This window comes from Delftia lacustris, from assembly GCF_040267515.1.
In the GTDB taxonomy this organism is placed as follows: Bacteria; Pseudomonadota; Gammaproteobacteria; order Burkholderiales; family Burkholderiaceae_C; genus Comamonas; species Comamonas tsuruhatensis.
The window spans coordinates 2,037,048-2,061,938 of the sequence record NZ_CP141274.1 but is presented as its reverse complement, the minus strand read 5'-3'; the positions used below and the strand labels follow the sequence as shown (position 1 = coordinate 2,061,938).

The following is a 24,891-nucleotide window of genomic DNA, read 5'->3' as shown; positions in this document are numbered from 1 at the left end:
TTTCCTGAGATGCCCAGGTGGCGGAATTGGTAGACGCACTAGTTTCAGGTACTAGCGGGTAACTCCGTGGAGGTTCGAGTCCTCTCCTGGGCACCAAGTTTAACGACAACCTGCAGAGGTTGCGGTGAACTGAGGAACTATCTTCACAAGAAGGTAGCTCCCTGGCTTCATGACTTGGCCGATCACAGTCTCAAGAAAAAATCGAAGATCAGGACTTCGCCGCAAAAAATGCAGTAGAATCTCAGCTTCAGCAAGCCCAGGTGGCGGAATTGGTAGACGCACTAGTTTCAGGTACTAGCGGGTAACTCCGTGGAGGTTCGAGTCCTCTCCTGGGCACCAAACATGAAAAGGCCGTTGCACATGCAACGGCCTTTTTCTTTGCCGTTTCCGAAAAGCGACGTAACGCGCCTCTCGCCAGAAAAATTTCACGAAAATCTTTGCAAACCTGCCCGGCACATCGCTTTCGCGCTATATAATTTGCGTACTCTGAAATGCCCAGGTGGCGGAATTGGTAGACGCACTAGTTTCAGGTACTAGCGGGTAACTCCGTGGAGGTTCGAGTCCTCTCCTGGGCACCAAACATGAAAAGGCCGTTGCACATGCAACGGCCTTTTTCTTTTTCGATCCCGATAGTCGACGGGCCCGCGCTTCACACCGCAAAAAGTTCACGAAAATCTTTGCAAGCCGGCCCGGCACGTCGCTTTCGCGCTATATAATTTGCGTACTCTGAAATGCCCAGGTGGCGGAATTGGTAGACGCACTAGTTTCAGGTACTAGCGGGTAACTCCGTGGAGGTTCGAGTCCTCTCCTGGGCACCAAACATGAAAAGGCCGTTGCACATGCAACGGCCTTTTTGCTTGGGTGCGTACACGGATGCCTCCATCCCAAGCACCATCAGGTATCGGCAGGGTCAAAAAAAAGGGAGCCGACGGCTCCCTTTCTTGACGATGAAGGTCTCAACCCCACCCCGTCACTTGCGCAGCAGTTGCTTGAGCACGTTCTGCAGGCGGCGTGCGGTGGCGTCATCGCGTGCCGATGCCAGCACCCGCGCGGCATCGCTACCCCAGGTTTCCTGCGGGGCCGGATCGTTGCGGCGCGTCAGCAGTTGCAGCTGCAGGGCACGGCGGGCGCTCAGATGCTCTGCAGGCGTGGGCACGTCGGCAGCCATTTCAAGGCGCAGCAGGGCTTCACCCGCATCACCCTTGGGCGCCTGGGCCAGTGCCTGCGACCAGGCGCTGCGCACTTGCGCAGACACGCGACCGCCGAGCTGCTGGGCCGCCGGAATCTGCGTAGCGTCACGCGATTCCCAGGCTGCCATCAGCTGGGTCAGCGCTTCGCCATGGGCCTGGGCCGCGAGCTTGCGCAGAGCGTCCTGCGCATGCTCCATGGCTTCACGCTGGGCACGGAAGGCCGGATCGGCCAGGCGCGGACCGCGCTCTTCACGCGGTTCGCGGCCAAAGCGGCCATTGTCACGGTTGTCGCGTCCGTCCCTTCCATCGCGGCCACGGCCACCGTCGCGGCGGTCGCCAGGACGGGCAGCGCGCGCACCACCCTCTTCCTTCTTCATGCCGGGACGATCATCCCCGCGCACGGCAACCACGGGGCGCACCGGCGCCGGCTTCGCTTGCGATTCTTCCGAGCCGGCCGCAGCCACTGGCGCCTGTTCCGGCTGGGCAGCGTTGACGGAGGCATCGGCACGGCCGCGCAGCGCCTGCTCCAGAGCCTCCACCGCAGCGCGGATTTGCTGCACGTCACCCGATGTGTTGGCAGCTTCCACGGCCTGCGAAGCCTCCAGTACGCGGCGGTCATGGTCGCTGAGCTGCACGGCTGCGGCCCGGGAACCACGCTCGCTGCCCTTGCGGTTGAAAGCCTCGTCCAGGGGCTTGCGGAAGGCGTCCCACAGCTTTTGCTCGTGCTTGCGATCCAGCGGCACGGCCTGCGCCTCGGCCTGCCAGCGCTGCTGCAGTGCCTTGACGGCATCGATGCGCAGGCTGGGTGCGGCGCCCAGCGCCGTGGCCTCGTCGATCATGGCGTGGCGGCGCTGCAGGCTGGCCTTTTGCGCAGCATGCAGCGGAGCCTCGGCCAGGGCCATGGCCTGCTTGAACTGGGGCTGCAGCTCGGCAAACAGTTTTTCACCGATATGACCGCTCTCGCGCCAGCGTTCAGCGAACTGGCGCAATGCGCGGGCCGCACCCTTGAGATCTTCGCTGGCGGCCTGCTGCGCTGCCCAGGCCTTGATCTCTTCGATCAGCGCCAGGCGCTGTGCCTTGGACTGGGTGGTTTCCGTGCGCAGCTTGTCGTGCCAGGACTCGACCACCTTGTGGGCCGCGTTGCAGGCTTCGTCAAACTTCTTCCAGAGAGCGTGGTTGGCCGCGCTGCCCTGGTCGGCCAGCTTCCACTGCTCACGCAGGCTGCGCAGGGATTCCTGGATCTTGCGACCGCCCAGCGCCTGGCCTTCAGGACGGTTCAGCAGAGCTTCCGCCTTGGCAACCAGCTCCTCACGCAGCTTGTCTGCGTTCTGGCGCGGCCAGCCTTCGGCTTCGCCTGCTGCCAAGAGGGCCTCGTGCACCTTGGTGACCAGTGCGTCGTCCACCAGACGACCATGGGCCTTGATGGCGGCACGCACGGCTTGCACGGCAGCGGAGCCAGCCTTGCTTTCGCCAGCAGCCGTCTCGGCCTGGAGCTGTTCCAGCGCCTGGGTCAGGGCAGCGCTGGCGGCAGCCACCTGCTCAGGCGACGTCTTGGCCTTGGGCTGCGCTGCGCTGCGGCCGGCAGGCGCTGGCTTGGACGGCTCGGCGGCCGCTGCCTCGGGAGGCAGGCCACGCGCCACACGCAGTTCATCGGCCCACACGGGCACGGTGGGCAGCGGGGCTGCTTCGTCCGCTGCGGCGGCCTCGGTCAGCGCAAGGGCAGACTGGAACGCATCCCAGACAAGGATCAGCTGTGCGCTGGCGGCTTCCAGCTGGGGCGGGAAGCGTCCATCCACGCTGGCCCAGTTGGCATCGCCGGTGAGCTCGCCGGCCTGCTCCTGCCAGCGGGCCACGTCGGCGCGCAGGTTGTCGAGCACAGCCTGGGCGTCGCGCCATGGCTTGGTGGACAGGACTTCGATGCGCTGGGCCAGCAAGACAGCCACTTCGCGCTGGACCTGCACGCGATGCTGCAGTTCCTCGATGGCCTTGACGCGCTCGGCCAGTTGGGCCTTGTACTGCGACAGCGGCTCACGCGACAGCGGGGCGCCTGCCTTGGCGGCGTCGCGCTGCCAGGCGATGGCGTCGGCGGCATTGAAGGGCGATGCGACCAGCAGTGCCTGGGCCTTTTCAGCCCATTCCACTGCGATCTTTTCCTGGTCCTTGGTGCGGCGGATTTCATCCAGACGCTCACGCACGGCGCGGGCCGCGCTCTTGTCGCGCGCGCTCAGCTCCTTGAGGACGTCCTGCAATTGCTCGACCGAAGGCTGGGTTGCCAGCCAGTCGCGGATGCGCGAGGCGCGATCACCCGAGGTTTCGGCGGAGAAGGCACCGCCCGTGAGCACATCCAAGGGGTGTTGTTCAGGATTCTTGGCAGAAGCAGGGCTCACTTCAGGTGCATCGGACATGGTGCTGCGGGGGGAAAGAGAAGACATGAATCAATCGTTGAATGCCTGGCTGCCGCGGGCCGCCAGACGCGGCCGGCCGGGCTGCATGCGGGCATGCTAGCCGGGCCGGGAAAACCATATTCTCGCCGTTATTTGAAGCGGAGCCAAAACCGGGCTACTGTGCGGACAGGCTGAGCTGGGCGCGCGGGCTCCATTCCTGGTCGTCGGAATCCAGTTTCGGGGCCCCGAGAAACAGGCGCTCGAGCGGCAACTGCTGCTGCGCCAGATAGTCGCGAACGGCCACGCCGCGCGCCAGCGCCAGCTCGCGCATGGCATCGTCGGGCACGGTGATCTGCTCCAGCAGCAGGCTGCGCATCTGGTCGGTGGGCAAGTCCTTGGCCATGCCGATGACATTGCGCGGCTTGGCAAAGTCGGCACGGCCGTAAAGCGCCTTGGTCAAAGCCGGCACTTCGGCAGCAGACAACTCGGTCACCGATTCTGCCGATTTGCCCTCGCGCAGCACCTGGCGGCGTTTCTGGGCCAGCAACAGGCGGTCGAGTTCGGCCTGCTTCCAGGCCTCCTTGTCCTGGGCCTCGCGCGCCTCGCCGATCACGGTGAGCCTGAGGGCCGGGCGCTCCTTGAGGGAGGCGACCACCTTGTCCAGGCTTTCGCGGGCCTTGGCATCGATCTGGGATCGGCCCGGCGCAAAGGCCACCACGCCCGACTCGCCGCTGCCGCCAAATGCGCCCGACAGCAGCGAGAACGGCGAGGTGACGGCCTTCATGATCAGGTTGCCGATGATCTTGAAGATGACTGGCGCCAACCTGAATTGCGGGTCGTTGAGCGAGCCGCTGACCGGCAGGTCCAGGTCGATGACGCCGTTGCGGTCGGCCAGCAATGCCACGGCCAGGCGCACGGGCAGCGAGGCCGGCGCACCTTCGACGGCTTCGCCGAAGGTGAGCTGGTGCAGCACCAGCTTGTTGCGCGCCGTGAGCTGGCCATCGGGCTCGATCTTGTAGCTGACATCCATGCTGAGCTTGCCGCGCTCGATGCCATGGCCCGCGTACTTGATGGAGTACGGCGACAGCGGCGGCAGCTCCAGATCGCGCATCTGGGCGCGTATGTCCAGGGCCAGCGGCTTGGCCAGCGGATTGACCTGGCCGGTGATCTCCAGCGAAGCCGTGCCCTGGGCGCGGCCGCGCAGCTCCACATCCGCCAGTTGCGGCCCCTGCTCCCCGGCCGGCTGTTCGGACGAGAAGGCGCTCAGGCGGCCGGCCAGCTCGCTGAGGTCAGCCGAGTAGTTGGGCTGGATGAAGTAGTCGGAGAACTGCACCTTGCCGCCCGTCAGCACGATGGGGCCGATCTTGATGACCGGTGCAGGCCCGGAAGCGGCCTTCGGCGGGACGGGCTCGGCAGGAGCCGCCGCGCCATCCGCAGCCGGCGCGGTGTTTTGCTCCACGGACTGCTGAGACTGGGCCGACTTGACGATGTCCTGCAGATTGATGCGGCCATTGCGCTGCACGATCACGCGTGCAAAGAAGTCGCTGAGCGCCGTCTCGCGCACGCTCAGGCGCAGTGGCTGGGCGGGCTGCATCTGCAGGTCCAGGCCACGCACGGCCAAGGTTTTCCAGGCGACGAGTTCATCGCGCAGGCCCAGGCCCAAGGCAGCCGATCGAGCCTTGGCCCGGTCGGCCGTGGATTCGCTGAGCACGGCTGCCACGGCGCCTGCAGCCGTGCTGGGTACGCCCTGCACCGCAGCCTCACCCCCGGCTTGCACGGGCGAGGCCAGCGCGGAGCGCATGCGCAGATCCACCAGTTCGACATCGCCCTGCACCATCAGCTCGGGGCCGGCAGGCTGGCTGGCAAAGCGCAGCTGACCCAGGAAATTGCCATCGGCGCGCACCAGCTCCACATTGAGCATGTCGGCAAAGTAGGGCTCCAGCGCGTGCAGCGGCAGGCTGCGCGCCTGCAGCCTGCCCTGAAGCGACAGTGGCGCCAGTCCCAGATCGCCGCGCAGGCTCAGCGATCCTGCCTGGACACGCCGGCCCGAGCCGACCTGGGCGGACAGCTCCAGCGGCGTGGGGGCGGACTTGGCCGCCAGCGGCTCGATGGCGCCCAAGCGCAGGCGCAGTGAACTCAGATCCAGGGACACGGTGCGCGCCGAATCGGCGTTGCGCACGGGCGCTTCGTCACGCAGCGCAACGGCGCCACCGTCCACTTCCACGGCCTGCAGCCTCAGACCCCAGGGCCTGGGCTTGTCCTTGGCGGGGTCCGGCGTCGCAGGTGCCGAGGATGCGGGTGGCAGCCATTGCTCATACATCCACCGGCCCTGGGCGTCGCGCGACACGCCCAGCTGCGGCTTTTGCAGCGCCAGGCGCCCCACGGAAACCTGCTGGCTGGCCAGATTGACCTGTACCTGCTCCAGCAGCAGGCGCGCGATGTCGACCGGCGCGGCCTTGTCCTTGAGGCTCAACTGCTCCACGCCCAGCTCGGCCACCTGCACCACCATGGCGGAGCCGCTCCAGCCCAGGCCGGCGTCGGTGCTCAGCAGGCCGGTCAGCTCCGGCTTGAGATGGGCAGACAGATACGGCGCCGCCAGTTGCAGAGGCAACTGCCGCGCGGAGACGGCCAGTTGCCCCTGCCTGTCGGTCATGGCGCCGCTCAGCCTCAGTTCGGCAGGTTTTGCACCCTCTCCTGCCGCTGCAGACTGCACCTGCATGCCAGCATCAAATTGCAAAGGCTGCTCCAGCGGCCAGCGGACATCACGCACTTCCAATGACAGCTGGCGCGCCTGAAGCGCCGCACCCGACTGGCCTGCGCCGGGCGACGCATCGCGCCAATGCACCGTGGCATCGGCAATGGCCAGCCTGTCCAGGCTCACCTTCCAGGGCTGGGGCGCATCGGAGGCAGGCTTTTCCACTGCCGGACTGGAATCGGAGGCAGAGCGACTGCCCATCGCCATCCAGTTGATGCGGCCTTGCGCATCACGGGCCGCGAAAATCTCTGGAGCGCTCCACTGCACGGACTCCAGCTCCACCACCGACTGCAGGGGCTGCACGTTCTTGAGCACGGCCGCCAGGCGCTCGAAACGCAGCAGGGGCGCCTCATCGCGGTCAAGCAACTCGGCACCGGACAGGCTGACCTCGCCGGTGATCCGCACCACGGCCTGCTCGGCCTGCTCAAAGGAGATGTGCAGATTGGTATCCAGCACGCCGGAGCGCGGCTTGACGGGCGCATTGGCGGGCACATAGCCCAGGTAAGGCGTCAGGTCCACGCCCTGCCAGCTCAGATCGACGGCCGTCTGGCGCTGGTCGGTGAAAGGCGTGCTCTGGGCACTGGATTCAAAGCGGCTGCCGTTGAGTGCGAAGGACAGGTGCGGCAGCACCTTGATCTCGCGCTTGGACTCCAGATTGCTGATGAACGGCAGCTTCAGCTGCAGCTGATCCAGCATGTGCTCACGCTGCTGGACATCGTCCTGCAATTGCACGCGGCCGTCGCGCAGCGCAATGTTGTACAGCGCAAAGCCCAAGGGCTTGGCCGGCGGCGTATCGCTGGGCTCGGCCAGCCGGGCCAGCACATCATCCACATCGAAGTGCCCCAGGCTCTGCTGCGTGAGGCGCAGCACCGGCGCATCGACCTCGATGGCATCCAGGACAGGCGCCAGCCTGAAGAGGGACTGGATACTGGCATTCACATAGATGCGGTCGACCTGCAGCTGTGGCGACGACGGCGCGGGTTCTGCCTGCCCTGCGCCCGCCGACTGGCTTTTGGCAATGCGCAGATCACGCAGGGTCAGCTCCAGCGACCAGGGCCGGAACTCCACTGCCCCCACATGGACCTGGCGACCCAGCTTGGCCGATGCCTGCTTTTCCAGCTGGCTTTTGGCGACAACGGGCACCAGCGCCCACAGCAGCAGCCACAGCAAAAGAAACGCTGCAAAGGCGATGGCCAGCCTGCGCAGCCAGCGGTGCTTGAAGAGAAGTTGCATGGGGCTCTAATAACTAGTACGGCGCCATCCTGGACAGAGGACGCAGCGGTGGCTGCATTGCATCAGAAATTGGGCTGGCAGCAAGGCCTCAACCCGCATCACCGCACATTTCTTGACGTTGCAGTCACCCTGGAACGACAAAGCCCGGAAGCCTTGAACCGGCTTCCGGGCTTTACGGCAGGCACAAGTCCTGGCCGTTTTCCGCAGTCAAGGAGAGGATGGTCCTTGCTGCTCGGAAGCAAGAGATTGCTTCCAGGAAGGCCGCGGAAGAAGACTTGAACGACTGTGCCCGAACCATCGAACACCACTTTTACCCGTCTTCCACCTTGGCGAGACGACTGCAGGAGCAGTCGCCTCCAATATAGAAGGACGCAGGCCAGGCCTGCCAGTGCTTTTGCATTTCATTGCAATTTCATGAAGCCCTTACAACCGCCGCAAGCGCCCCACATCGGTAGCACGCAACCTGCTCTCAAACACTCAGAAACTGTGTTTGCATCCATGGTTTGTTATTATTCATCGATCTAACAAACGCACTTCATAGTGTTGACCGTGTATTTGGTGAACTCCTAGAATCCGCCAGCGCTCGAATAGAGCGTTTTTTGTTTCTGCTGCCTCACGACTGAGCAGATCCCGCAGGCCTACAACGCAATGGTGCACCAAGCGCCAGCCTCCCGGATCCGCAGCACCCAATCCAGGGTGTCAGCCTCACCGGCCTTCGCTTCGGCGAAGGCCGTTTCGGGTTGGTGCCCCTAGAAAGGAAAAAGCTATGCCAGCGTCAGGAAAATTTTTCGCCGCCGCGCGAACGTTCGCCATCGATGTGGCCAACGGTTTTCTTGCCATCATCCACAACAGCTTCGCCCTTCTGGGCCTGGCTGTGGCCTTCCTGGCCATTACCTTGTTCGCCCGCCCCGACCTGCGCGATGCCGGAGAGAGCCAGCTGCGCTCCTGGCTGACCGCTCGCCAGATGGCCGAGCTGGGTGCGCCCGTCGAACTCGCGGCCAGCGACCGCGCGACGGCGACCAACCCGAAGAACCTGCCCAAGGATCAGGCGGCCGTGGCCTTCTGGCTCAGCAAGAAGTACCGCGTGGCGCCCGAGCCCATCGCGGCACTGGTCAGCGAGGCCTACGACCTGGGCAAGGTCAACCGCCTGGACCCGACGCTGATCCTGGCCATCATGGCCATCGAGTCCAGCTTCAATCCGTTCGCGCAAAGTGCTGTCGGCGCGCAGGGCCTGATGCAGGTGATGACCACGGTGCATACCGACAAGTACGAGAACTTCGGCGGCCAGAACGCCGCGTTCGACCCCGTCAGCAATCTGCGCGTGGGCGTGCGCGTGCTCAAGGAGTGCATTGAGCGCGCCGGCTCCATCGAAGGTGGCCTGCGCTACTACGTGGGCGCGGCCAACCTGCCCACCGACGGCGGCTATGCCGCCAAGGTGCTGGCCGAGCACCAGCGCCTGCGCATGGCCGCCGGCCTGCGTGCCGTGCCGCTGATGACCGCCAAGATCGAGCAGCCCAAGCAGGCCGTCCAGATCGCAGCCACCAAGCCGGCCACATCCACGGCCGAGGCAGCCGGACCTGCGGCCTCGGCAGCGTCCGCTGGCAACCCGGCAGTGCCGGTCAGCTCGAGCAGCATGTCCGCGCGCACCGAACAGGTGGCCCTGCAGACACAGGAGCCGGCGCTGTAGCCGGAACCACCGACATGGCGCACGAAGCTGGCTAAGGCCAGCTTTTTTCATGCCTGCCTGCACCCGCTGATCTGCCAGGCAGGCGGCTTCGCCAACGCCCCTCGCCTGTCTTCGGCTCCATCAGCTCAGCTACACTAGCGGGGTACGCAACTGGCGATAGGCGCAGCCGCTTCACGCACCGCTGCCGCTGACGTGGAAACCAGCAGAAGGCCTGAAAAGAACCACCTTCTGTGAACCACCGGGGAGCGTACCGCCCAGCCTCCATGCGCACGCGGGATCTGGAGTGTTCCGCCGTTCGCCTGGGCAGCCCTTGGCCTCAAGGGAATTTCAAGTTCACAGGACTGCCATGTTTCAACGCACCAATACCGTCGAGAAGGTCGACGCCGAAGTCTTTGCCGCCATCCAGGCCGAGAACCTGCGTCAACAAGAACATATCGAGCTGATCGCCAGCGAGAACTACTGCTCGCCCGCCGTGATGGAAGCCCAGGGCTCCCAGCTCACCAACAAGTACGCAGAAGGCTATCCGGGCAAGCGCTACTACGGCGGCTGCGAGAACGTCGATGTGGTCGAGCAGCTTGCCATCGACCGTGTCAAGAAGCTGTTCGGCGCCGAGGCAGCCAACGTTCAGCCCAACTCCGGCTCCCAGGCCAACCAGGCCGTGCTGATGGCCTTTGCCAAGCCCGGCGACACCATCATGGGCATGAGCCTGGCCGAAGGCGGCCACCTGACGCACGGCATGCCGCTGAACATGTCGGGCAAGTGGTTCAACGTGGTCTCCTACGGCCTGAACGCCGAAGAAGCCATCGACTACGACAAGATGGAAGCGCTGGCGCGCGAGCACAAGCCCCGCATCATCGTGGCCGGCGCATCGGCCTACGCCCTGGCCATCGACTTCGAGCGCTTCGCCAAGATCGCAAAGGAAGTCGGCGCCATCTTCTGGGTGGACATGGCCCACTACGCCGGCCTGATCGCCGCGGGCGTGTACCCCAACCCCGTGCCCCACGCCGACGTGGTCACCACCACCACGCACAAGAGCCTGCGCGGCCCGCGCGGCGGCGTGATCCTGATGAAGGCCGAGCATGAGAAGGCCATCAACAGCGCCATCTTCCCCGGCCTGCAAGGCGGCCCGCTCATGCACGTCATCGCCGGCAAGGCCGTGGCCTTCAAGGAAGCACTGTCTCCCGAGTTCAAGGCCTACCAGGAGCAGGTCGTGAAGAATGCCAAGGTCGTCGCCGAAACGCTGACGGCCCGCGGCCTGCGCATCGTCTCCGGCCGCACGGAAAGCCACGTCATGCTGGTGGACCTGCGCGCCAAGGGCATTACCGGCAAGGCGGCAGAAGCCGCACTGGGTGCCGCCCACATGACGATCAACAAGAACTCCATCCCCAACGACCCCGAAAAGCCGATGGTGACCAGCGGCATCCGCGTGGGCACGCCCGCCATGACCACGCGCGGCTTCAAGGAAGAGGAAGCCCGCCTGACGGCCAACCTGCTGGCCGACGTGCTGGAGAACCCCAGCGACGAAGCCAACCTGGCTCGCGTGCGCGCCCAGGTGGCCGAGCTGACGGCCCGCTTCCCGGTCTACGGCGCCTGATTTGAGCGCATAGAGGCCTGCCATGAAGTGCCCGTTCTGCAGCCACCCGGACACCCAGGTCGTGGAGACCCGTGAGGCCGAGGATGGGGGCTTCATTCGCCGCCGCCGCCAATGCGGCGGCTGCGACAAGCGCTTCACCACCTATGAGCGGCCCGAGGTCAGCTTCCCCGCCATCGTCAAGAAGGACGGGCGGCGCATCGAGTACGAGCGCGCCAAGCTGCTGGGTTCGTTCAAGATTGCGCTGCGCAAGCGTCCCGTGAGCACGGAGCAGATCGATGCCGCCATCGAGCGCATCGAGGAACGGCTGCGCAACCTGGGCGAGCGCGAAGTGCTCTCCAGCCGCCTGGGCGAGATGGTGATGCGCGAGCTCAAGCTGCTCGACAAGGTCGGCTACATCCGCTACGCCAGCGTCTACCGCAGCTTCGAGGACGTGGACGACTTCAAGAACGTCATGGATGAAGTCCGCAATCCCGGCTGATCAGGCCGGCAGGACACAAGAAAGCCGCCCTTGGGCGGCTTTCTCTTTGGCGTCCTGGCAGCGCTTTCAGGGCGCCGCGGCAGGAATCGGCGCCAGGCCTGAATCGACGTCGCCGCACTGGGCGCGGTGGCGCAGGGCGTGGTCCATCACCACCAGGGCCAGCAACGCTTCGGCGATGGGCGCGGCGCGGATGCCCACGCAGGGGTCATGGCGACCCTTGGTGATGACTTCGGTGCTCTGGCCCTGGGTGTCGATGGACTCGCGCGGCGTGATGATGGAGCTGGTGGGCTTGATGGCGATGCGCACCTCCAGATCCTGGCCCGTGCTGATGCCGCCCACGATGCCACCGGCGTTGTTGCTGCGAAAGCCTTCAGGACTCAGCGAGTCGCCGTGCGTGGTGCCGCGCTGGACCACGCTGTCGAAGCCCGCGCCGATCTCCACGGCCTTGACGGCGTTCAGGCCCATCATGGCGTAGGCGACGTCGGCATCGAGGCGGTCATACAGCGGCTGGCCCAGGCCCACCGGCATGCCACTGGCCTGCACGCGCAGCGCGGCGCCGCAGGAGTCGCCCGACTTGCGCAGCGCATCCATGTATTCCTCGTAGCGGGACACATCGGCCACCGGCGCAAAGAAGGGATTGTTGCGCACATGCTCCCAGCTCTCGAAGGGCAGCGACAGCTCGCCCACCTGGGTCATGCAGGCGCGGAACTCGGTGCCGAATTTTTCCTTGAGCCACTTCTTGGCCACGGCGCCGGCCGCCACCGTGGGCGCCGTCAGCCGTGCGGAGGAGCGGCCGCCGCCGCGCGGATCACGGATGCCGTACTTCTGGAAGTAGGCGTAGTCGGCATGGCCGGGACGAAAGCTTTGCGCAATGTTGGAGTAGTCCTTGCTGCGCTGGTCGGTATTGCGGATCAGCAAAGCGATCGGCGTGCCCGTGGTGCGGCCTTCGTAGACACCCGAGAGGATTTCCACCGCGTCCGGCTCGTTGCGCTGCGTCACGAACTTGCTGGTGCCGGGGCGGCGGCGGTCCAGGTCGTGCTGGATGTCCGCCTCGCTCAGTGCCATGCCAGGCGGGCAACCGTCGATGACGCAGCCGATGGCCGGGCCATGCGATTCGCCGAAGTTGGTGACAGTGAATAGGGTTCCGAAGGTGTTGCCGCTCATAGGCCGATGATTATGCCCGGGTCGCCCCCAGGCGCCGCTCCCGCTGCAGCGGTGCATTGCGCAGGCTGCCATCTCCTGCAAAGAAACAATAAAACTATCAAATTACAAATATTGATAGCTAGAATTACAGAACATTGTTCTTCAACCGCCTGCGGACCATCCCTCAGGCACCAGCCGCAACTTGCGGGAGATTCGTGAAATGCAGACCTCTTCCGGCTCAACGCAACGCCAGGATCGCAGCGATCCTGCGAGCAGCACTCCACCGCCCTCACCCATCCTTCAACAGGATGCCGGTGACCAGAATCTTCACCCCACCCTGATGACCATGCTGCTGGTCTCAGCCAGGCCCGATGATTTCAGAACCCGCAACCGGCTTGCCCAGGCCAAGCAGTACATGCGGGCCCGGCTGGATGACCCCGAGCTCAAGCCCCTGCAGGTGGCCCAGGGCCTGGGCATGTCGCTGCGCAGCCTGGCGCGTCTGTTCGCCACCGAGGGACTGACTCCCAGCCGCTGGCTCTGGAACGAGCGCCTGGCCCAGGCCCACCTGCTGCTGCAGGCCGACAATGCGCGGCGCGTGACCGATGTGGCGATGGCCTGCGGCTTCACCAGCTTCTCGCACTTCAGCCGCGTCTTCAGGCAGGCCTATGCCGTGCCGCCCAGCGCCTTGCTCAAGCCCCGGCGCAGCAGCGTGCATTGAACGGGCTTGCGCCCGGCCGTAAAAAGCCAAGGCCTGCGCCGCGTTCTGCGGTCGCAGGCCTTGCTGCATGGGCAGGGACGGTCTTGCCGCGACCGGATGATCAGTCCGCGCCCTGGCGCTCGCCTTCGGGCCAGTCGCGGATATAGGCCTTGAGCATGCGGTTCTCGAAGTTCTGGCTGTCCACCACGGCCTTGGCCACGTCGTACAGGCTGATCACGCCCATCAGCATGCGCTTGTCCATCACCGGCATGTAGCGCGCATGGCGGTCCAGCATCATGCGGCGCACCTCGTCCATGTCGGTTTCCATGGTGCAGGTCATGGGAGCGTCGTCCATGGCCGAGCGCACCAGCGTCTCGCCCACGCCGCCGTGCTTGACAAAGCCCTGGATCACTTCGCGGAAGGTCAGCATGCCGACCACGTCGCCGTGCTCCATGACCACGAGGGAGCCGATATCGCGCTCGGACATCACCTGCACCGCGCTGGCCAGGCTTTCGTCCGGCGACACCGTGTAGAGGGTGTTGCCCTTGACGCGCAGGATGTCACTTACTTTCATGCCGTATCTCCAAGATTGTCTGTGTCGCCGTGGTTGCGGCAAGCCCATGTCTGTCGGGAAATATAGCCCACAATGCCCGCTTGCCTTGACAACCATGGAGACAGGAATGCCCGGCTACTCGGATCCCGGCTTTGACACTCTGGCGCTGCACGCGGGCGCACAGCCCGACCCCGCCACCGGTGCGCGCGCGACGCCCATCCACCTCACGACCTCGTTCGTCTTCGAGTCCAGCGACCATGCGGCCTCTTTGTTCAATCTGGAGCGCCCCGGCCACGTCTACAGCCGCATCTCCAATCCCACGAACGCCGTACTGGAGCAGCGCGTCTCGGCCCTGGAAGGGGGCGTGGGCGCCATCGCCGTGGCCAGCGGCCAGGCGGCGCTGCACCTGTCGGTGGCCACGCTCATGGGCGCGGGCAGCCACATCGTGGCCAGCACGGCACTGTACGGCGGCTCGCAGAACCTGCTGCACTACACGCTGGCGCGCTTCGGCATAGAGACCACCTTCGTCAAGCCCGGCGACATCGACGGCTGGCGCGCCGCCGTGCGGCCCAATACCAAGCTGTTCTTCGGCGAGACCGTGGGCAACCCGGGCCTGGACGTGCTCGACATTCCCACCATCAGCGCCATCGCGCATGAGGCCGGCGTGCCGCTGCTGGTGGACTCCACGCTGACCTCGCCCTGGCTGATGAAGCCGTTGGAGCATGGCGCGGACATCGTCTACCACTCGGCCACCAAGTTCCTGTCGGGCCACGGCACCGTGGTCGGGGGCATCGTGGTGGATGGCGGCAGCTTCGACTGGGAAAAGTCGGGGCGCTTCCCGGAGCTGACCAAGCCCTACGACGGCTTCCACAACATGGTGTTCAGCGAGGAAAGCAGCACTGGCGCCTTCCTTCTGCGCGCACGCCGCGAAGGCCTGCGCGACTTCGGCGCCTGCATGAGCCCGCACACGGCCTGGCTGATCCTGCAGGGCATAGAGACGCTGCCGCTGCGCATGGAGCGCCATATCCGCAACACCGAGAAGGTGGTGCAATTCCTGGCCAGCCATCCGCTGGTGGGCCGCGTGGGCCACCCGCTGCTCGATACCCATCCCTCGCACCAGCTCGCCAAGAAGCTGCTGCCGCGCGGCGCAGGCTCGGTGTTCAGCTTCGACATCAAGGGCAACCGCAACCAGGGCCGCAAGTTCATCGAGACGCTCAAGGTCTTCAGCCACCTGGCCAACGTGGGCGACTGCCGCAGCCTGGTCATCCACCCTGCCAGCACCACGCACTTCCGCATGAGCGACGAGGCGCTGGCCCAGGCCGGCATCGGCCAGGGCACGATCCGCCTGTCCATCGGGCTGGAAGACGCAGACGACCTGATCGACGACCTCAAGCGCGCCCTCAAGGCGGCCGAGAAGGCCGCGTGAATCGGCAAGGGAGACACCAACAATGAAGATCGATGTTCACGGCCACGCCATCTACGCCTATACCGGCGGCAAGGCCTTCAATCCCGCACAGCCGACGGCCATCCTCATCCACGGCGTGCTGTGCGACCACAGCGTCTGGGCACTGCAAAGCCGTTACCTGGCCAACCACGGCTGGAACGTGCTGGCCATAGACCTGCCGGGCCACTGCCGCAGCGCAGGCGATGCGCCGGCCAGCGTGGAGGCGGCGGCGGATTTCATCGGCCAGCTCATGGATGCGGCAGGCATCGAGAAGGCCGCGCTGGTCGGCCACAGCTGGGGCAGCCTGATCGCCATGGAAGCGGCCGCGCGGCTGGGCGCGCGCGTCAGCCACCTGGTGCTGGTGGGCACGGCCTATCCGATGAAGGTCTCGCCCGCCCTGCTGGACTCCGCACTGAGCACGCCAGAGCAGGCCATCCGCATGGTCAATGTGTTCTCGCGCGCCACGCTGGCGCCACCCGGCGGCGCAGGCAGCTGGGTGTTCGGCGCCGGCATGGCGCTGGGCCGGCGCGTGCTGGCCAGCAATGACCGCACCAACCTGCTGCACGCCGGCTTCAAGGCCTGCGACAGCTACGCGGGCGGCGAGGCGGCCATGGCGGCGCTGCAATGTCCGGTCCTGTTCGCCCTGGGCGAACAGGACCAGATGACGCCGCCCAAGGCCGCCAAGGGTCTGATCGAGGCGGCCCGGGGCGCGCAGCGCCAGGTCAGCATCGTGCACCTGCCCAGCGGCCACAACCAGATGACCGAGGCGCCCGACCAGACGCTGTTCGCCATCCGGGATTTCCTGGCGCGCTGAGACCGGCCGGGTCCGGCCCGCAGGGCAGGCACGCACTCACTCACGCACTCACGCCCCGCGCGCGGGGAAGATGCTCTTTTTCACGAGCGCGTGCACGCCCCAGTTGCCATCCACCACCTGGGTGATGCCGAAGTCCACGGCGATCGACATCAGCGAGATGGCCTCGTCCTCTCCCAGCCCCTGGGTGGTCATGAGGAAGTGGCGCATCTTGTGATAGGCGTCGCGCAGCGCCAGGTCCACGGAAGACTTCTTGAAGATCTGGTTTTGCGCATCCGGCCCCAGCTCCGCCAGGTAGTTGGCGTAGCTGAAGCCGTGCAGCAGCCATTCGTCCTGGGTTTCGAGCAGCGGATAGGCCAGCTCGGCCAGCGGCGTTCCAGGCAGGTCCGCCTTCTTGTGCAGGATCAACTGGAAGGTGCCGGTCAGCGAGCACTCGATGGCCGTGCCGCACAGCTCGGAGTCCCCCTGCGAGGCATGCGGATCGCCCACGGTGAAGTTGGCCCCTGGCACGGCCACGGGGAAATACATGGTCGCCCCCTTGCCGATGCGCCAGTTGTCGATGTTGCCGCCCGTGTGGTTGGGCGGAATGGAGCTGGCCATCTCCGCCTCGGCCGGCGCCACGCCGATGGTGCCGAAATGCGGGCGCACGGGAACGCGGATATTGCGCAGCACGTTTTCGTTCTTGCTGATCGTGCGGTGGTCCACGGGCACGCCCGGATAGTCGATGGTCGGGTGGACCACGCCGAAGGGGTCGGTCTGCGGCGTCCAGCGGTAGTTGTAGACGGCGCGGGCCCAGTTGCGCTCGCCGGTCGCATCCACCTCGTAGATGGTGACCACCTCGCGCTTCCGGGGCTCGGTGAGCGTGTCGCCATAGTGAAAGCCCCAGTTCGCCGCCGCATTGCTGCCGAAGGTCCGGCCCTTGAACTGCGGGTTGCCCGAGGGGCGCGGCACCACATCAATGATGCGTACTTCCAGCACATCGCCGGGCTGGGCGCCCTTGATGCGTACCGGCCCCGTGCAGATGTGCACGCCCTGGCCTCCGCCTGCGCCGTTCTTGGCATCCATGGGGCCTGCGCCCCGGCGATCGACGTTCTTGCGCTGGCTGTCCCAGTGGAACACGCTCTCGGCGCCAGGGTCGCCCCGGACCATGCGTTCGGCATCGTCATTGGCATGGTGGGTCAGCGTCTCCATGGTCACGTAGTCGCCCGATTCGACTTCGACCACCGGCTTGGCCGATCTGCTGAAGTAGCCCCAGAGCACGGTACTGGCAGAGGCGGGAATGTAGTAGTGGCTGGCCATGCCCTGGCCGGCCCGGGCGCCAGGCGCACCCTGGGCAAAGGCCCGGGACGGTGCCATCGCACCGCTGATGGCGCCGGCCGAGACCGCGCCGCCACCGACCACCATGGCGTCGCGCAGGAAGGAACGGCGTGCAACCTGGAATTCCTCGCGGATCAGCGTCTCATCGACTGGCGAAGCACCGTGCTGGCAGCCCGGGCCGCAGATATGTTCCTGGTGGGGGATGGTCATCGAAAATACTCCTGCTGTTGTGGATCGGTGCCGGCAGCGCCAGTGTCCAGGCGAGCATGTCCAGGCCGGTTGTTCCTGCGCGCACAAAAACTTGTCGCGGCTGCCATCCGGTGCGCCGGGCTTGGACAGGCAGTACGCGGCAGTTCATAGTTCGCCCCTGATGCACGACGATCCAAGACGCTTTTCCACCCACGCATTTCCCGATGCCTTGCGGCAGGCTGCGCTCAATGAGGCGCTGTCCAGGGCAGACATCCATGGCGAAGCGCCCACGCCGCCGGCCACCCACCTGGCGCTGCGCAGCTCGCCACTGGGATCGGTATTCATTACGCTGGCCACCTCGCCGCTGACGCTGCGGGCCGTGGCCAAGCGGCTGCGCGGCCCGGGCCTGCTGCTGTGCGCCTTGCTGCAAGGCAGCGCCGATGCGGTGGTCGAGGACGCCGCGTTCCCGCTCAAGGCCGGCTCCGCGCTGCTGCTGGAGTCAGACCGGGAATGGCAGCTGCAGTTGCCCGGCGACGGCCGCCTGCTGCTTGCTCGGCTGGAGTCCTCGAGCTTTCTGCTGCGCCTGCTGCGCTCGTGCCCGCCCGAGGCCAGGCACATCGGCGGGACAGGCGGTGTGGGGGCCATGTGCATGGCGATGGCGGCCTCACTGGCAGAGCAGATCGACACACTGGCACAGGACGATCTGCTGTCGGTGGAGGCCACGCTCACCGACATGCTGGTCACCTGCCTGACACCGCGCGCCGGCAATCCCGACCAGGAGCAGGCCGAGGCGACCGAGCCGCCCAGCGCCGTGCAGCTTGGCCATCTGCGCCGCATCTGCCGCGCCATCGAAACCCGGCTGGGCGATGCCGAGCTGTCCATCGATGCCATCGCCGAAGCCGAGGGGCTGTCCACGCGCTATCTGCAAAAGCTGTTCAAGGGAGCGGCCACCAGCTTCAGCACCTACCTGCGCGAACGCCGGCTGGAGCGCTGCCGCATGGACCTGAGCAACCGCTCGCTGCAGCATTTCTCCATCGCCGAGCTGTGCTTTCGCTGGGGCTTTGGCGATGCCGCCAACTTCAGCCGTGCCTTCACGGCCCGCTATGGCCTGTCCCCCAAGGCCTATCGCGCCAGTCCGGCGCGCGTGCAGGATGCGCCGCCCGGCCAGCGCGGACGCCCCTCGCCCGCCGAGAGCGCTGCGCAGGGTGCAGAACCGGCCGCAGCGCGCCTGGCACACAGCCCGTTCCAGGCCCTGCTGCGCGACCATGCACGCTACGCCCAGGCGCTGGCCCTTGTGCCCAAGCGCTCGGCGCACGCAGACAATGGCGGTGCGTCGCCCCAGCATTACTATCTTCCGGTCTCCGACAAGACCGTGCACTGGGGCTACCTGAGCCGTTCACTCAAGCCCGTGCTTTCGGTGCGCTCGGGTGACGTGGTGACCATGGAGACGCTGACCCAGCATGCCTCGGACGACTGGGAACGCATGATCGAAGGCGATCCGGGCGCCGAAAGCGTGTTCCACTGGACCGCAGCCCAGAAGGCCGTGGACCGGCGCGGCGCGGGCCCGATGGATGCCTCGATCTACGGCCGCGGCGCGGGCGAGGGCTTCGGCGTGCACATCTGCACCGGCCCCGTCTATGTGCATGAGGCCGAACCTGGCGACCTGCTGGAGATACGCATCCTCGACGTGCAGCCACGCCCCAGCTGCAGCCCCGCCCACCACGGCCGTGTCTTCGGCAGCAACGCCGCCGCCTGGTGGGGCTTTCACTACCGCGACCAGATCACGGAGCCCCGCCAGCGCGAAGTGGTCACCATCTACGAAATCGACCACGCACTGCCCGAGGAGCCCACGGCCCGCGCCGTCTACAACTACCGCTGGACGCCGCAGACCGACCCCTTCGGCGTGGTCCATCCGACCATCGACTACCCGGGCGTGCCCGTGGACCCCGCCAGCATCACCCGGCGCTTTGGTGTACTGGACAAGGCACGCGTGCCGCTGCGTCCGCATTTCGGCATGCTGGCCGTGGCACCGCGAGAGGCCGGCCTGATCGACTCCATACCGCCGAGCTACTTCGGCGGCAACCTGGACAATTGGCGCGCGGGCAAGGGAGCCACCCTCTTCCTGCCCGTATCGGTGCCAGGCGCACTGTTTTCGGTGGGAGACCCGCATGCATCCCAAGGCGACTCGGAACTGTGCGGCACGGCCATCGAATGCTCGCTGACCGGCAGCTTCGAGCTGCGGGTGCACAAGCGCGCCGCGCTGGACAACCGCTTCCTTGCAGAGCTGGACCACCCTTTCCTGGAGACCGGCTCCGAATGGGTGATACAGGGCTTCAGCTTCACCGACCACCTGGCCGAACTGGGCAGCCAGGCGCAGTCCCAGGTCTATCGCAAGTCATCGCTGGAAGGCGCCATGCGTGACGCTTTCCACAAGGCAAGGCGCTATCTGATGCTGGCCCACGGGCTGGACGAGGACGAGGCCGTATCGCTGATCTCCGTGGCCGTGGACTTCGCCGTGACGCAGGTGGTGGACGGCAACTGGGGCGTGCACGCCGTGATCAAGAAGAAGCTGTTTCCGCCGGAGCTCTCGGCGTCCGCCCAGGCGGGCCACTGAAGCCCACCCGGGATCAGACCCGTGCCAGAAAGCGGGCGATGCGCTGGGCAATGCGCTCGGGCTGCTCGCGGTGGGGGACGTGGCCGCCACCGGCCACGATCTCCACCTCCACAGGGCCGCGCGCCCGGTCGCGGATGCGCTCGGGGTGGACCAGGGAGCCGAACTCGTCATGCTCGCCGTGGATGGCCAGCACCGGGCAGCGCACGCGCTCCAGCGCCTCGTCCAGCCGGTAGTCGGCAAATGGCTGCGACAGCCAGGTATCGACCCAGGCAGACAGCACCCAGGCGGCCTTGTCGCCGTGGTATTTCTCCAGGCGCGCCAGCTGGCCGGGCCGGGCGAAATCCTGTTGGGCCGCACGAATGCCCTGCAAGGTGCGATCTTCCACGAAGGCCTGGGCGGACTCCGTGACCACCGCCTTGCACTGCGCGCCGTATCGGGCCGCCACCATGGCGGCCATGCCGCCGCCCACGCTGTGGCCCAGCACGATGAAATCCCCAAGGCCCAGCCCCTGGTGCACTGCCGGAAACACGGTCTCTGCCTCCCGGGCCACAAAGCCCGGCCCCAGCGTGCCCGGATAGGGGTCGGACTGGCCAAAGCCCAGCCGGTCGTAGGCCAGCACATCGCGGCGCGTGGCCTCGGCCAGTTGCTGCGGGAAATCACGCCACAGCGCCACCGAACCCAGCGAGTCGTGCAGCAGCACGATGGGCGCGCGGGCCAGGGACTCTTCGCCGGCCGCCGGCGCCTGCCAGCGCCTGACGTAGATGCTGCCCTGGGGCGTGGAAATGCGGGTTTCGCTCAGGGATGCGGGGATGTCGGTCATGCAGGAGGAAGGCATCGAAAAACTCCATGCCGGTCAGCGCCGGCCCGGCAGACATCATGCGCCCGCATGCCGCCAGAGGGCGACACCGTGGCGACGCGCAGGGCGGAATGCGGCAGCTTTTGTCTCTCTCGGGGCAGCTTTTGCGAACCTGGGCGCGCGGGTTCCTCCGATGGTGAGCGGCAAGGCAGCAGCGTATAAGTTGACCCTACCCCATGCTTGCGAAGGCCTGCCATGTCACACGCTTCCGCTCCCCTGCCCGGCGCCGCACAGGCTGCCGTGGACCCGCGCCAGTTCAAGAGCTTTGCCGAGTTCTATCCGTTCTACCTGCAGGAGCACAGCAACCGCACCTGCCGGCGCCTGCACTTCGTGGGCTCCACGCTGGCGCTGCTGTGCCTGTTCGCGCTGTTCCTGACCGGCAATTTCTGGTTCCTGCTGGGCGGCCTGCTGTTTGGCTACGGCTTTGCCTGGATAGGGCATTTCGGCTTCGAGAAGAACCGGCCCGCCAGCTTCAAGCGCCCGCTCTACAGCTTTCGCGGCGACTGGGTGATGTGGCGCGACATCCTGACGGGCCGCATCCCGCTCTAGACCGGAGCCTGCGGCCTTTGCTCCAGCAGATCGGCCAGCGTCATGCCTGCCAGCCCCGTGCGATCCCACAGCGGCTGCACGGCCGGCGACGGCGCCAGCAGCAGACGCTGCACCAGCGGCTGCAGCGGCGTGCGATGGGGCTCCACCAGCAGCATGTAGCGGGGCTCGGGGCCTTCGCTGGCCGCCACAGTGCCGGGGGCCTGCACCGTGCCCACCCAGTCCAGCACCGACAGCGCCTGCAGCACCGGATCGATCTGCTGCCAGTCCACACGCAGGCGCCGCGCCAGATCACTGGCGTACAAGCCCTTGGCGGGCGACTCGCGCTCCTGTGCGAGGTACTGCAGGATCTCCACGGCCATCTCGAACTGCCAGCCCTGCTGGCCCGGCATGCGCTGCACGCCCGCCATCACGATGGGCAGGTAGGCCGTGACCACGGCGCCCAGCAGCACGATGACCCAGGCCATGTAGATCCAGATCAGCAGGATGGGCAGCGTGGCGAAGGTGCCGTAGATGACCGAATAGGTAGGCACCGAGGCCAGGTACAGGCCCAGCGCCTTCTTCGCCAGCTCCATGCAGGTGGCCACGAACAGGCCGCCCACCCAGGCATGGCGCCAGCGCACCGCCGTGTTGGGCACGTAGTGGTACAGGCCCGCCATGCCAGCGGCCAGCGCCAGGTACTCGATGGAATCGAAGATGAAGCGCAAGCCTTCGGGCAGCGCATTGACCAGCCCGCGCGAGGCCGACATCACATAGGACGACAGCACCAGGCTCAGGCCCAGCACCAGGGGGCCCAGCGTGATCGCCGCCCAGTAGATCAGCACGCGCTGGCCCAGCGGCCGCAACTGGCGCACGCGCCAGATGTTGTTGAGCGTGCGGTCAATGGTGAGGATCAGCGCCACCGCCGTGATCACCAGAATGGAAAACCCCGCCATGCCCAGCTGGCTGGCCTTGGAGGCGAACTGCGTCAGATAGCCCAGCACCTGGCGCGCGATGGTCTCGGGGATCAGGCTGTCGATCAGCCAGCGCTCCAGCACGATCTGCACGCGGGAGAAGATGGGAAAGGCCGTGAACAGCGCCAGCGCCACCGTGAAGAACGGCACCAGGGCCAGCACCGTGGTGAAGGTCAGGCTGCTGGCGGTCACGCCCAGCCGGTCCTCGCGAAAGCGTTCGCGCAGCGTGTGTGCCGTATTGCGCCATGGAAAGCAGCGCCAGCGTTCGCGCCACGATCTCGGCACCGCAGGCTCGGGCGGCTCGGCCAGGGACAGGCTGCGCTCCCGGGCAGGAACGGGCAGCGCCAGGGAGCCATCCTCCAGGCCATCGACGGGCTCCTTTTCGGGGCCGCCGCTCATCGCCCCATCTCCGCCGCAAGGCGCATGTCTGCAGCGGGCGCGGCCATCCAAGCAATCACATGTTCAAAGGTCAAGACCATGGCCGATATGATGCCACCCCGATGACTGATTCCATTTCTCGCCCCGGCGCCGATGTCGCCGCCACCCGCTGGCTGGCGGTCTCCAGCCTCATGGGCCTGATCGTGCTGAGCCTGGCCTGGGAACTGTGGCTGGCGCCCATGCGGCCCGGGGGCTCCTGGCTGGTGCTCAAGGCCCTGCCGCTGGCGATTCCGCTGATCGGCCTGCTCAAGCACCGCATGTACACCTACCGCTGGGTCAGCCTGCTGGTGTGGATCTATTTCACCGAGGGCGTGGTGCGCGCCTGGAGCGATCCCGCGCCCGGGCGCTGGCTGGCGCTGCTCGAAGTTTTCCTGTGCCTGATGCTGTTCACCGCCTGCGCCCTGCATGTGCGCTGGCGCCAGCGCAGCGCGCGCCGCGCGGCCCAGGCGGCCGGCGGCTGAGCCCCCCGTTTTCATGCCTTCACGTCTTTGAAAGAAGTTGCAACATGACTGCACTGCTTGAACGCCTGCGCCAGATCGTCGGCGAAGCCCATGTCCTCACCGAGGGCGACCTTGTGGCCTACGAACAGGATTGGCGCCGCCGCGTGCGCGGCAAGTCCCTGGCCGTGGTACGCCCGGCCAGCACGGCCGAGGTGGCCGCCGTGGTGCGCGAATGCGCGGCCGCAGGCACCAGCATCATCCCGCAGGGCGGAAACACCGGCCTGTCGGTGGGCTCCACGCCGGACGACAGCGGCACGCAGGTCGTGCTCAGCCTCACGCGCATGAATGCCGTGCGCAACATCGACCGCGACAACCTGAGCTTCACCGTCGAGGCCGGCTGCATCCTGCAAAGCCTGCAGGAGCTTGCCGAGAAAGAGGGCCTGCTGTTCCCGCTGTCGCTGGCCGCCGAAGGCAGCTGCACCATTGGCGGCAACCTGGGCACGAACGCGGGCGGCACCCAGGTGGTGCGCTACGGCAACACGCGCGAGCTGTGCCTGGGCCTGGAAGTGGTCACCCCGCAGGGCGAGATCTGGGACGGCCTCAAGGGCCTGCGCAAGGACAACACCGGCTACGACCTGCGCGACCTGTTCATCGGCAGCGAAGGCACGCTGGGCATCATCACCGCCGCCACCATGAAGCTGTTCCCCCAGCCTGCGGCCCAGCTCACTGCCTTCGCCGCCGTGCCCTCCATGGAAGCGGCCGTGCGCCTGCTGGGCATGGCGCACCAGTACCTGGGCGCGGGCCTGACGGGCTTCGAGGTCATGGGCCAGTTCGCGCTGTCGCTGGTGATCAAGCACATGCCCCAGCTGCGCGTGCCCTTTGCCGGGCTGATCGGCGCGCCGCCCTACTACGTGCTGGTCGAGAATTCGGACAGCGAGTCCGAGCAGCATGCGCGCGAGCGTTTCGAGGCGCTGCTGGAGCTGGCCTTCGAGGACGGCTGCGTGCTCGACGCCGTGGTGGCCGAAAGCCTGTCGCAGGCCCATGAGCTGTGGCACATCCGCGAAAGCATTCCGCTGGCCCAGGCCGAGGAAGGCCTGAATATCAAGCACGACATCTCCATCGCCGCATCGCGCATCCCCGCCTTCGTCGAGCACACCGATGCCGTGCTGCAGCGCGAGATCCCTGGCGTGCGCCTGGTCAACTTCGGCCACCTGGGCGACGGCAACCTGCACTACAACGTGCAGGCGCCCGAGGGCGGTGACGCCAAGGCCTTCCTCAACGAGCGAGAGCACCTGGTCAACCACCTCGTCTATGAAGCCGTGGCCGAATTCGGCGGCTCGTTCTCGGCCGAGCACGGCGTGGGTGCGCTCAAGGTGGACAAGCTGCAGAAGTACCAGTCCCCCGTGGCGCTGGGCATGATGCGCGCCATCAAGCAGGCGCTGGACCCGCAGGGACTGATGAACCCGGGCTGCATCCTGCCAAGGCAAGCCTCCTGAGCGCAACGCCGCCCCTTCTGGGGCAGCGCCGGGTTTGCACGCGCCGTCCTGAGCCAGGAGCGGCCCGTGCCTG

At 66.4% G+C, this 24,891-nt stretch carries 17 protein-coding genes, 4 tRNA genes and 1 riboswitch; of the genes, 14 read left to right on the top strand and 7 right to left on the bottom strand.

Annotated features, from left to right (window positions below; genetic code table 11):
- The first annotated feature begins 11 nt into the window (after positions 1 to 11).
- From U6958_RS10720 to U6958_RS10705, 4 genes are all read left to right on the top strand, one after another.
- Positions 12 to 96 (top strand) — tRNA-Leu (locus U6958_RS10720).
- Positions 97 to 254: 158 nt separating this feature from the next.
- Positions 255 to 339: transfer RNA gene (locus U6958_RS10715), tRNA-Leu, on the top strand.
- A gap of 154 nt (positions 340 to 493) precedes the next feature.
- Positions 494 to 578 (top strand) — tRNA-Leu (locus U6958_RS10710).
- 155 nt (positions 579 to 733) lie between these two features.
- Positions 734 to 818 (top strand) — tRNA-Leu (locus tag U6958_RS10705).
- A gap of 152 nt (positions 819 to 970) precedes the next feature.
- Here U6958_RS10705 and U6958_RS10700 read toward each other — a convergent pair.
- The gene (locus tag U6958_RS10700) at positions 971 to 3,595 is read right to left on the bottom strand and encodes a DUF349 domain-containing protein (protein WP_026062569.1); all 2,625 of its coding nucleotides are present in this window, start codon (positions 3,593 to 3,595) and stop codon (positions 971 to 973) included.
- A 154-nt stretch (positions 3,596 to 3,749) separates the two neighbouring features.
- On the bottom strand, positions 3,750 to 7,562 hold the full coding sequence (locus U6958_RS10695; RefSeq protein WP_074921370.1) for a DUF748 domain-containing protein: 3,813 nt from the start codon (positions 7,560 to 7,562) through the stop codon (positions 3,750 to 3,752).
- A 766-nt stretch (positions 7,563 to 8,328) separates the two neighbouring features.
- Here U6958_RS10695 and U6958_RS10690 point away from each other — a divergent pair.
- From U6958_RS10690 to nrdR, 3 genes are all read left to right on the top strand, one after another.
- Complete coding sequence (locus U6958_RS10690) at positions 8,329 to 9,249, top strand: lytic transglycosylase domain-containing protein (RefSeq protein WP_074921369.1); 921 nt, start codon at positions 8,329 to 8,331, stop codon at positions 9,247 to 9,249.
- 136 nt (positions 9,250 to 9,385) lie between these two features.
- Positions 9,386 to 9,561, top strand: a riboswitch (ZMP/ZTP riboswitch).
- Between the two features lie 34 nt (positions 9,562 to 9,595).
- Positions 9,596 to 10,843 (top strand): serine hydroxymethyltransferase, encoded by a 1,248-nt coding sequence (gene glyA / locus U6958_RS10685; protein WP_016447497.1) that lies wholly within the window; start codon positions 9,596 to 9,598, stop codon positions 10,841 to 10,843.
- 22 nt (positions 10,844 to 10,865) lie between these two features.
- A complete protein-coding gene (gene nrdR, locus U6958_RS10680; RefSeq protein ID WP_012206755.1) occupies positions 10,866 to 11,321 on the top strand; it encodes a transcriptional regulator NrdR in 456 nt (151 codons plus the stop codon).
- Between the two features lie 66 nt (positions 11,322 to 11,387).
- Here the strand turns inward: nrdR and aroC are convergent, their stop codons facing one another.
- The gene (gene aroC / locus U6958_RS10675; protein WP_016447498.1) at positions 11,388 to 12,485 is read right to left on the bottom strand and encodes a chorismate synthase; all 1,098 of its coding nucleotides are present in this window, start codon (positions 12,483 to 12,485) and stop codon (positions 11,388 to 11,390) included.
- A gap of 319 nt (positions 12,486 to 12,804) precedes the next feature.
- Here aroC and U6958_RS10670 point away from each other — a divergent pair, with 319 nt between their 5' ends.
- A complete protein-coding gene (locus U6958_RS10670; protein ID WP_223275132.1) occupies positions 12,805 to 13,182 on the top strand; it encodes a helix-turn-helix domain-containing protein in 378 nt (125 codons plus the stop codon).
- A gap of 100 nt (positions 13,183 to 13,282) precedes the next feature.
- Here U6958_RS10670 and U6958_RS10665 read toward each other — a convergent pair whose 3' ends face one another.
- Entirely contained in the window at positions 13,283 to 13,735 is a 453-nt protein-coding gene (locus tag U6958_RS10665) for a CBS domain-containing protein (protein ID WP_012206758.1), read from the bottom strand.
- Positions 13,736 to 13,841: 106 nt separating this feature from the next.
- On the opposite strand from U6958_RS10665, the gene U6958_RS10660 reads away from it, so the two are divergent.
- Positions 13,842 to 15,140, top strand: coding sequence for an O-acetylhomoserine aminocarboxypropyltransferase (locus U6958_RS10660; RefSeq protein ID WP_074921368.1), 1,299 nt, complete (start codon positions 13,842 to 13,844; stop codon positions 15,138 to 15,140).
- Between the two features lie 22 nt (positions 15,141 to 15,162).
- On the top strand, positions 15,163 to 15,972 hold the full coding sequence (locus tag U6958_RS10655) for an alpha/beta fold hydrolase (protein WP_074921367.1): 810 nt from the start codon (positions 15,163 to 15,165) through the stop codon (positions 15,970 to 15,972).
- A 48-nt stretch (positions 15,973 to 16,020) separates the two neighbouring features.
- On the opposite strand, the gene U6958_RS10650 is transcribed toward U6958_RS10655, so the two are convergent.
- Positions 16,021 to 17,496 (bottom strand): acetamidase/formamidase family protein, encoded by a 1,476-nt coding sequence (locus tag U6958_RS10650; protein ID WP_074921366.1) that lies wholly within the window; start codon positions 17,494 to 17,496, stop codon positions 16,021 to 16,023.
- Positions 17,497 to 17,656: 160 nt separating this feature from the next.
- Between U6958_RS10650 and U6958_RS10645 the strand changes: the two genes are divergently transcribed.
- On the top strand, positions 17,657 to 20,089 hold the full coding sequence (locus U6958_RS10645) for an acetamidase/formamidase family protein (RefSeq protein ID WP_074921365.1): 2,433 nt from the start codon (positions 17,657 to 17,659) through the stop codon (positions 20,087 to 20,089).
- A gap of 13 nt (positions 20,090 to 20,102) precedes the next feature.
- Here U6958_RS10645 and U6958_RS10640 read toward each other — a convergent pair whose 3' ends face one another.
- Positions 20,103 to 20,924, bottom strand: coding sequence for an alpha/beta fold hydrolase (locus tag U6958_RS10640; protein ID WP_016451331.1), 822 nt, complete (start codon positions 20,922 to 20,924; stop codon positions 20,103 to 20,105).
- A 216-nt stretch (positions 20,925 to 21,140) separates the two neighbouring features.
- Between U6958_RS10640 and U6958_RS10635 the strand changes: the two genes are divergently transcribed.
- Positions 21,141 to 21,494, top strand: coding sequence for an Mpo1-like protein (locus U6958_RS10635; protein WP_016447505.1), 354 nt, complete (start codon positions 21,141 to 21,143; stop codon positions 21,492 to 21,494).
- Here U6958_RS10635 and U6958_RS10630 read toward each other — a convergent pair.
- Positions 21,491 to 22,843 (bottom strand): YihY family inner membrane protein, encoded by a 1,353-nt coding sequence (locus tag U6958_RS10630; protein ID WP_061287463.1) that lies wholly within the window; start codon positions 22,841 to 22,843, stop codon positions 21,491 to 21,493. The two genes, U6958_RS10635 and U6958_RS10630, sit on opposite strands and share 4 nt — an antisense overlap.
- Before the next feature lie 101 nt (positions 22,844 to 22,944).
- Here U6958_RS10630 and U6958_RS10625 point away from each other — a divergent pair, with 101 nt between their 5' ends.
- Positions 22,945 to 23,343: a DUF2069 domain-containing protein gene (locus U6958_RS10625; RefSeq protein WP_016451330.1), complete on the top strand. Its 399-nt coding sequence runs from the start codon at positions 22,945 to 22,947 to the stop codon at positions 23,341 to 23,343.
- A gap of 44 nt (positions 23,344 to 23,387) precedes the next feature.
- Positions 23,388 to 24,818, top strand: coding sequence for an FAD-binding oxidoreductase (locus U6958_RS10620; protein ID WP_017406726.1), 1,431 nt, complete (start codon positions 23,388 to 23,390; stop codon positions 24,816 to 24,818).
- Positions 24,819 to 24,891: the final 73 nt, after the last annotated feature.

Coding starts and splice junctions, on each gene's coding strand:
- U6958_RS10700 (WP_026062569.1), bottom strand. CDS start 3,595: ATGTCCGATGCACCTGAAGTGAGCCCTGCTTCTGCCAAGAATCCTGAA.
- U6958_RS10695 (WP_074921370.1), bottom strand. CDS start 7,562: ATGCAACTTCTCTTCAAGCACCGCTGGCTGCGCAGGCTGGCCATCGCC.
- U6958_RS10690 (WP_074921369.1), top strand. CDS start 8,329: ATGCCAGCGTCAGGAAAATTTTTCGCCGCCGCGCGAACGTTCGCCATC.
- glyA (WP_016447497.1), top strand. CDS start 9,596: ATGTTTCAACGCACCAATACCGTCGAGAAGGTCGACGCCGAAGTCTTT.
- nrdR (WP_012206755.1), top strand. CDS start 10,866: ATGAAGTGCCCGTTCTGCAGCCACCCGGACACCCAGGTCGTGGAGACC.
- aroC (WP_016447498.1), bottom strand. CDS start 12,485: ATGAGCGGCAACACCTTCGGAACCCTATTCACTGTCACCAACTTCGGC.
- U6958_RS10670 (WP_223275132.1), top strand. CDS start 12,805: ATGACCATGCTGCTGGTCTCAGCCAGGCCCGATGATTTCAGAACCCGC.
- U6958_RS10665 (WP_012206758.1), bottom strand. CDS start 13,735: ATGAAAGTAAGTGACATCCTGCGCGTCAAGGGCAACACCCTCTACACG.
- U6958_RS10660 (WP_074921368.1), top strand. CDS start 13,842: ATGCCCGGCTACTCGGATCCCGGCTTTGACACTCTGGCGCTGCACGCG.
- U6958_RS10655 (WP_074921367.1), top strand. CDS start 15,163: ATGAAGATCGATGTTCACGGCCACGCCATCTACGCCTATACCGGCGGC.
- U6958_RS10650 (WP_074921366.1), bottom strand. CDS start 17,496: ATGACCATCCCCCACCAGGAACATATCTGCGGCCCGGGCTGCCAGCAC.
- U6958_RS10645 (WP_074921365.1), top strand. CDS start 17,657: ATGCACGACGATCCAAGACGCTTTTCCACCCACGCATTTCCCGATGCC.
- U6958_RS10640 (WP_016451331.1), bottom strand. CDS start 20,924: ATGCCTTCCTCCTGCATGACCGACATCCCCGCATCCCTGAGCGAAACC.
- U6958_RS10635 (WP_016447505.1), top strand. CDS start 21,141: ATGTCACACGCTTCCGCTCCCCTGCCCGGCGCCGCACAGGCTGCCGTG.
- U6958_RS10630 (WP_061287463.1), bottom strand. CDS start 22,843: ATGAGCGGCGGCCCCGAAAAGGAGCCCGTCGATGGCCTGGAGGATGGC.
- U6958_RS10625 (WP_016451330.1), top strand. CDS start 22,945: ATGACTGATTCCATTTCTCGCCCCGGCGCCGATGTCGCCGCCACCCGC.
- U6958_RS10620 (WP_017406726.1), top strand. CDS start 23,388: ATGACTGCACTGCTTGAACGCCTGCGCCAGATCGTCGGCGAAGCCCAT.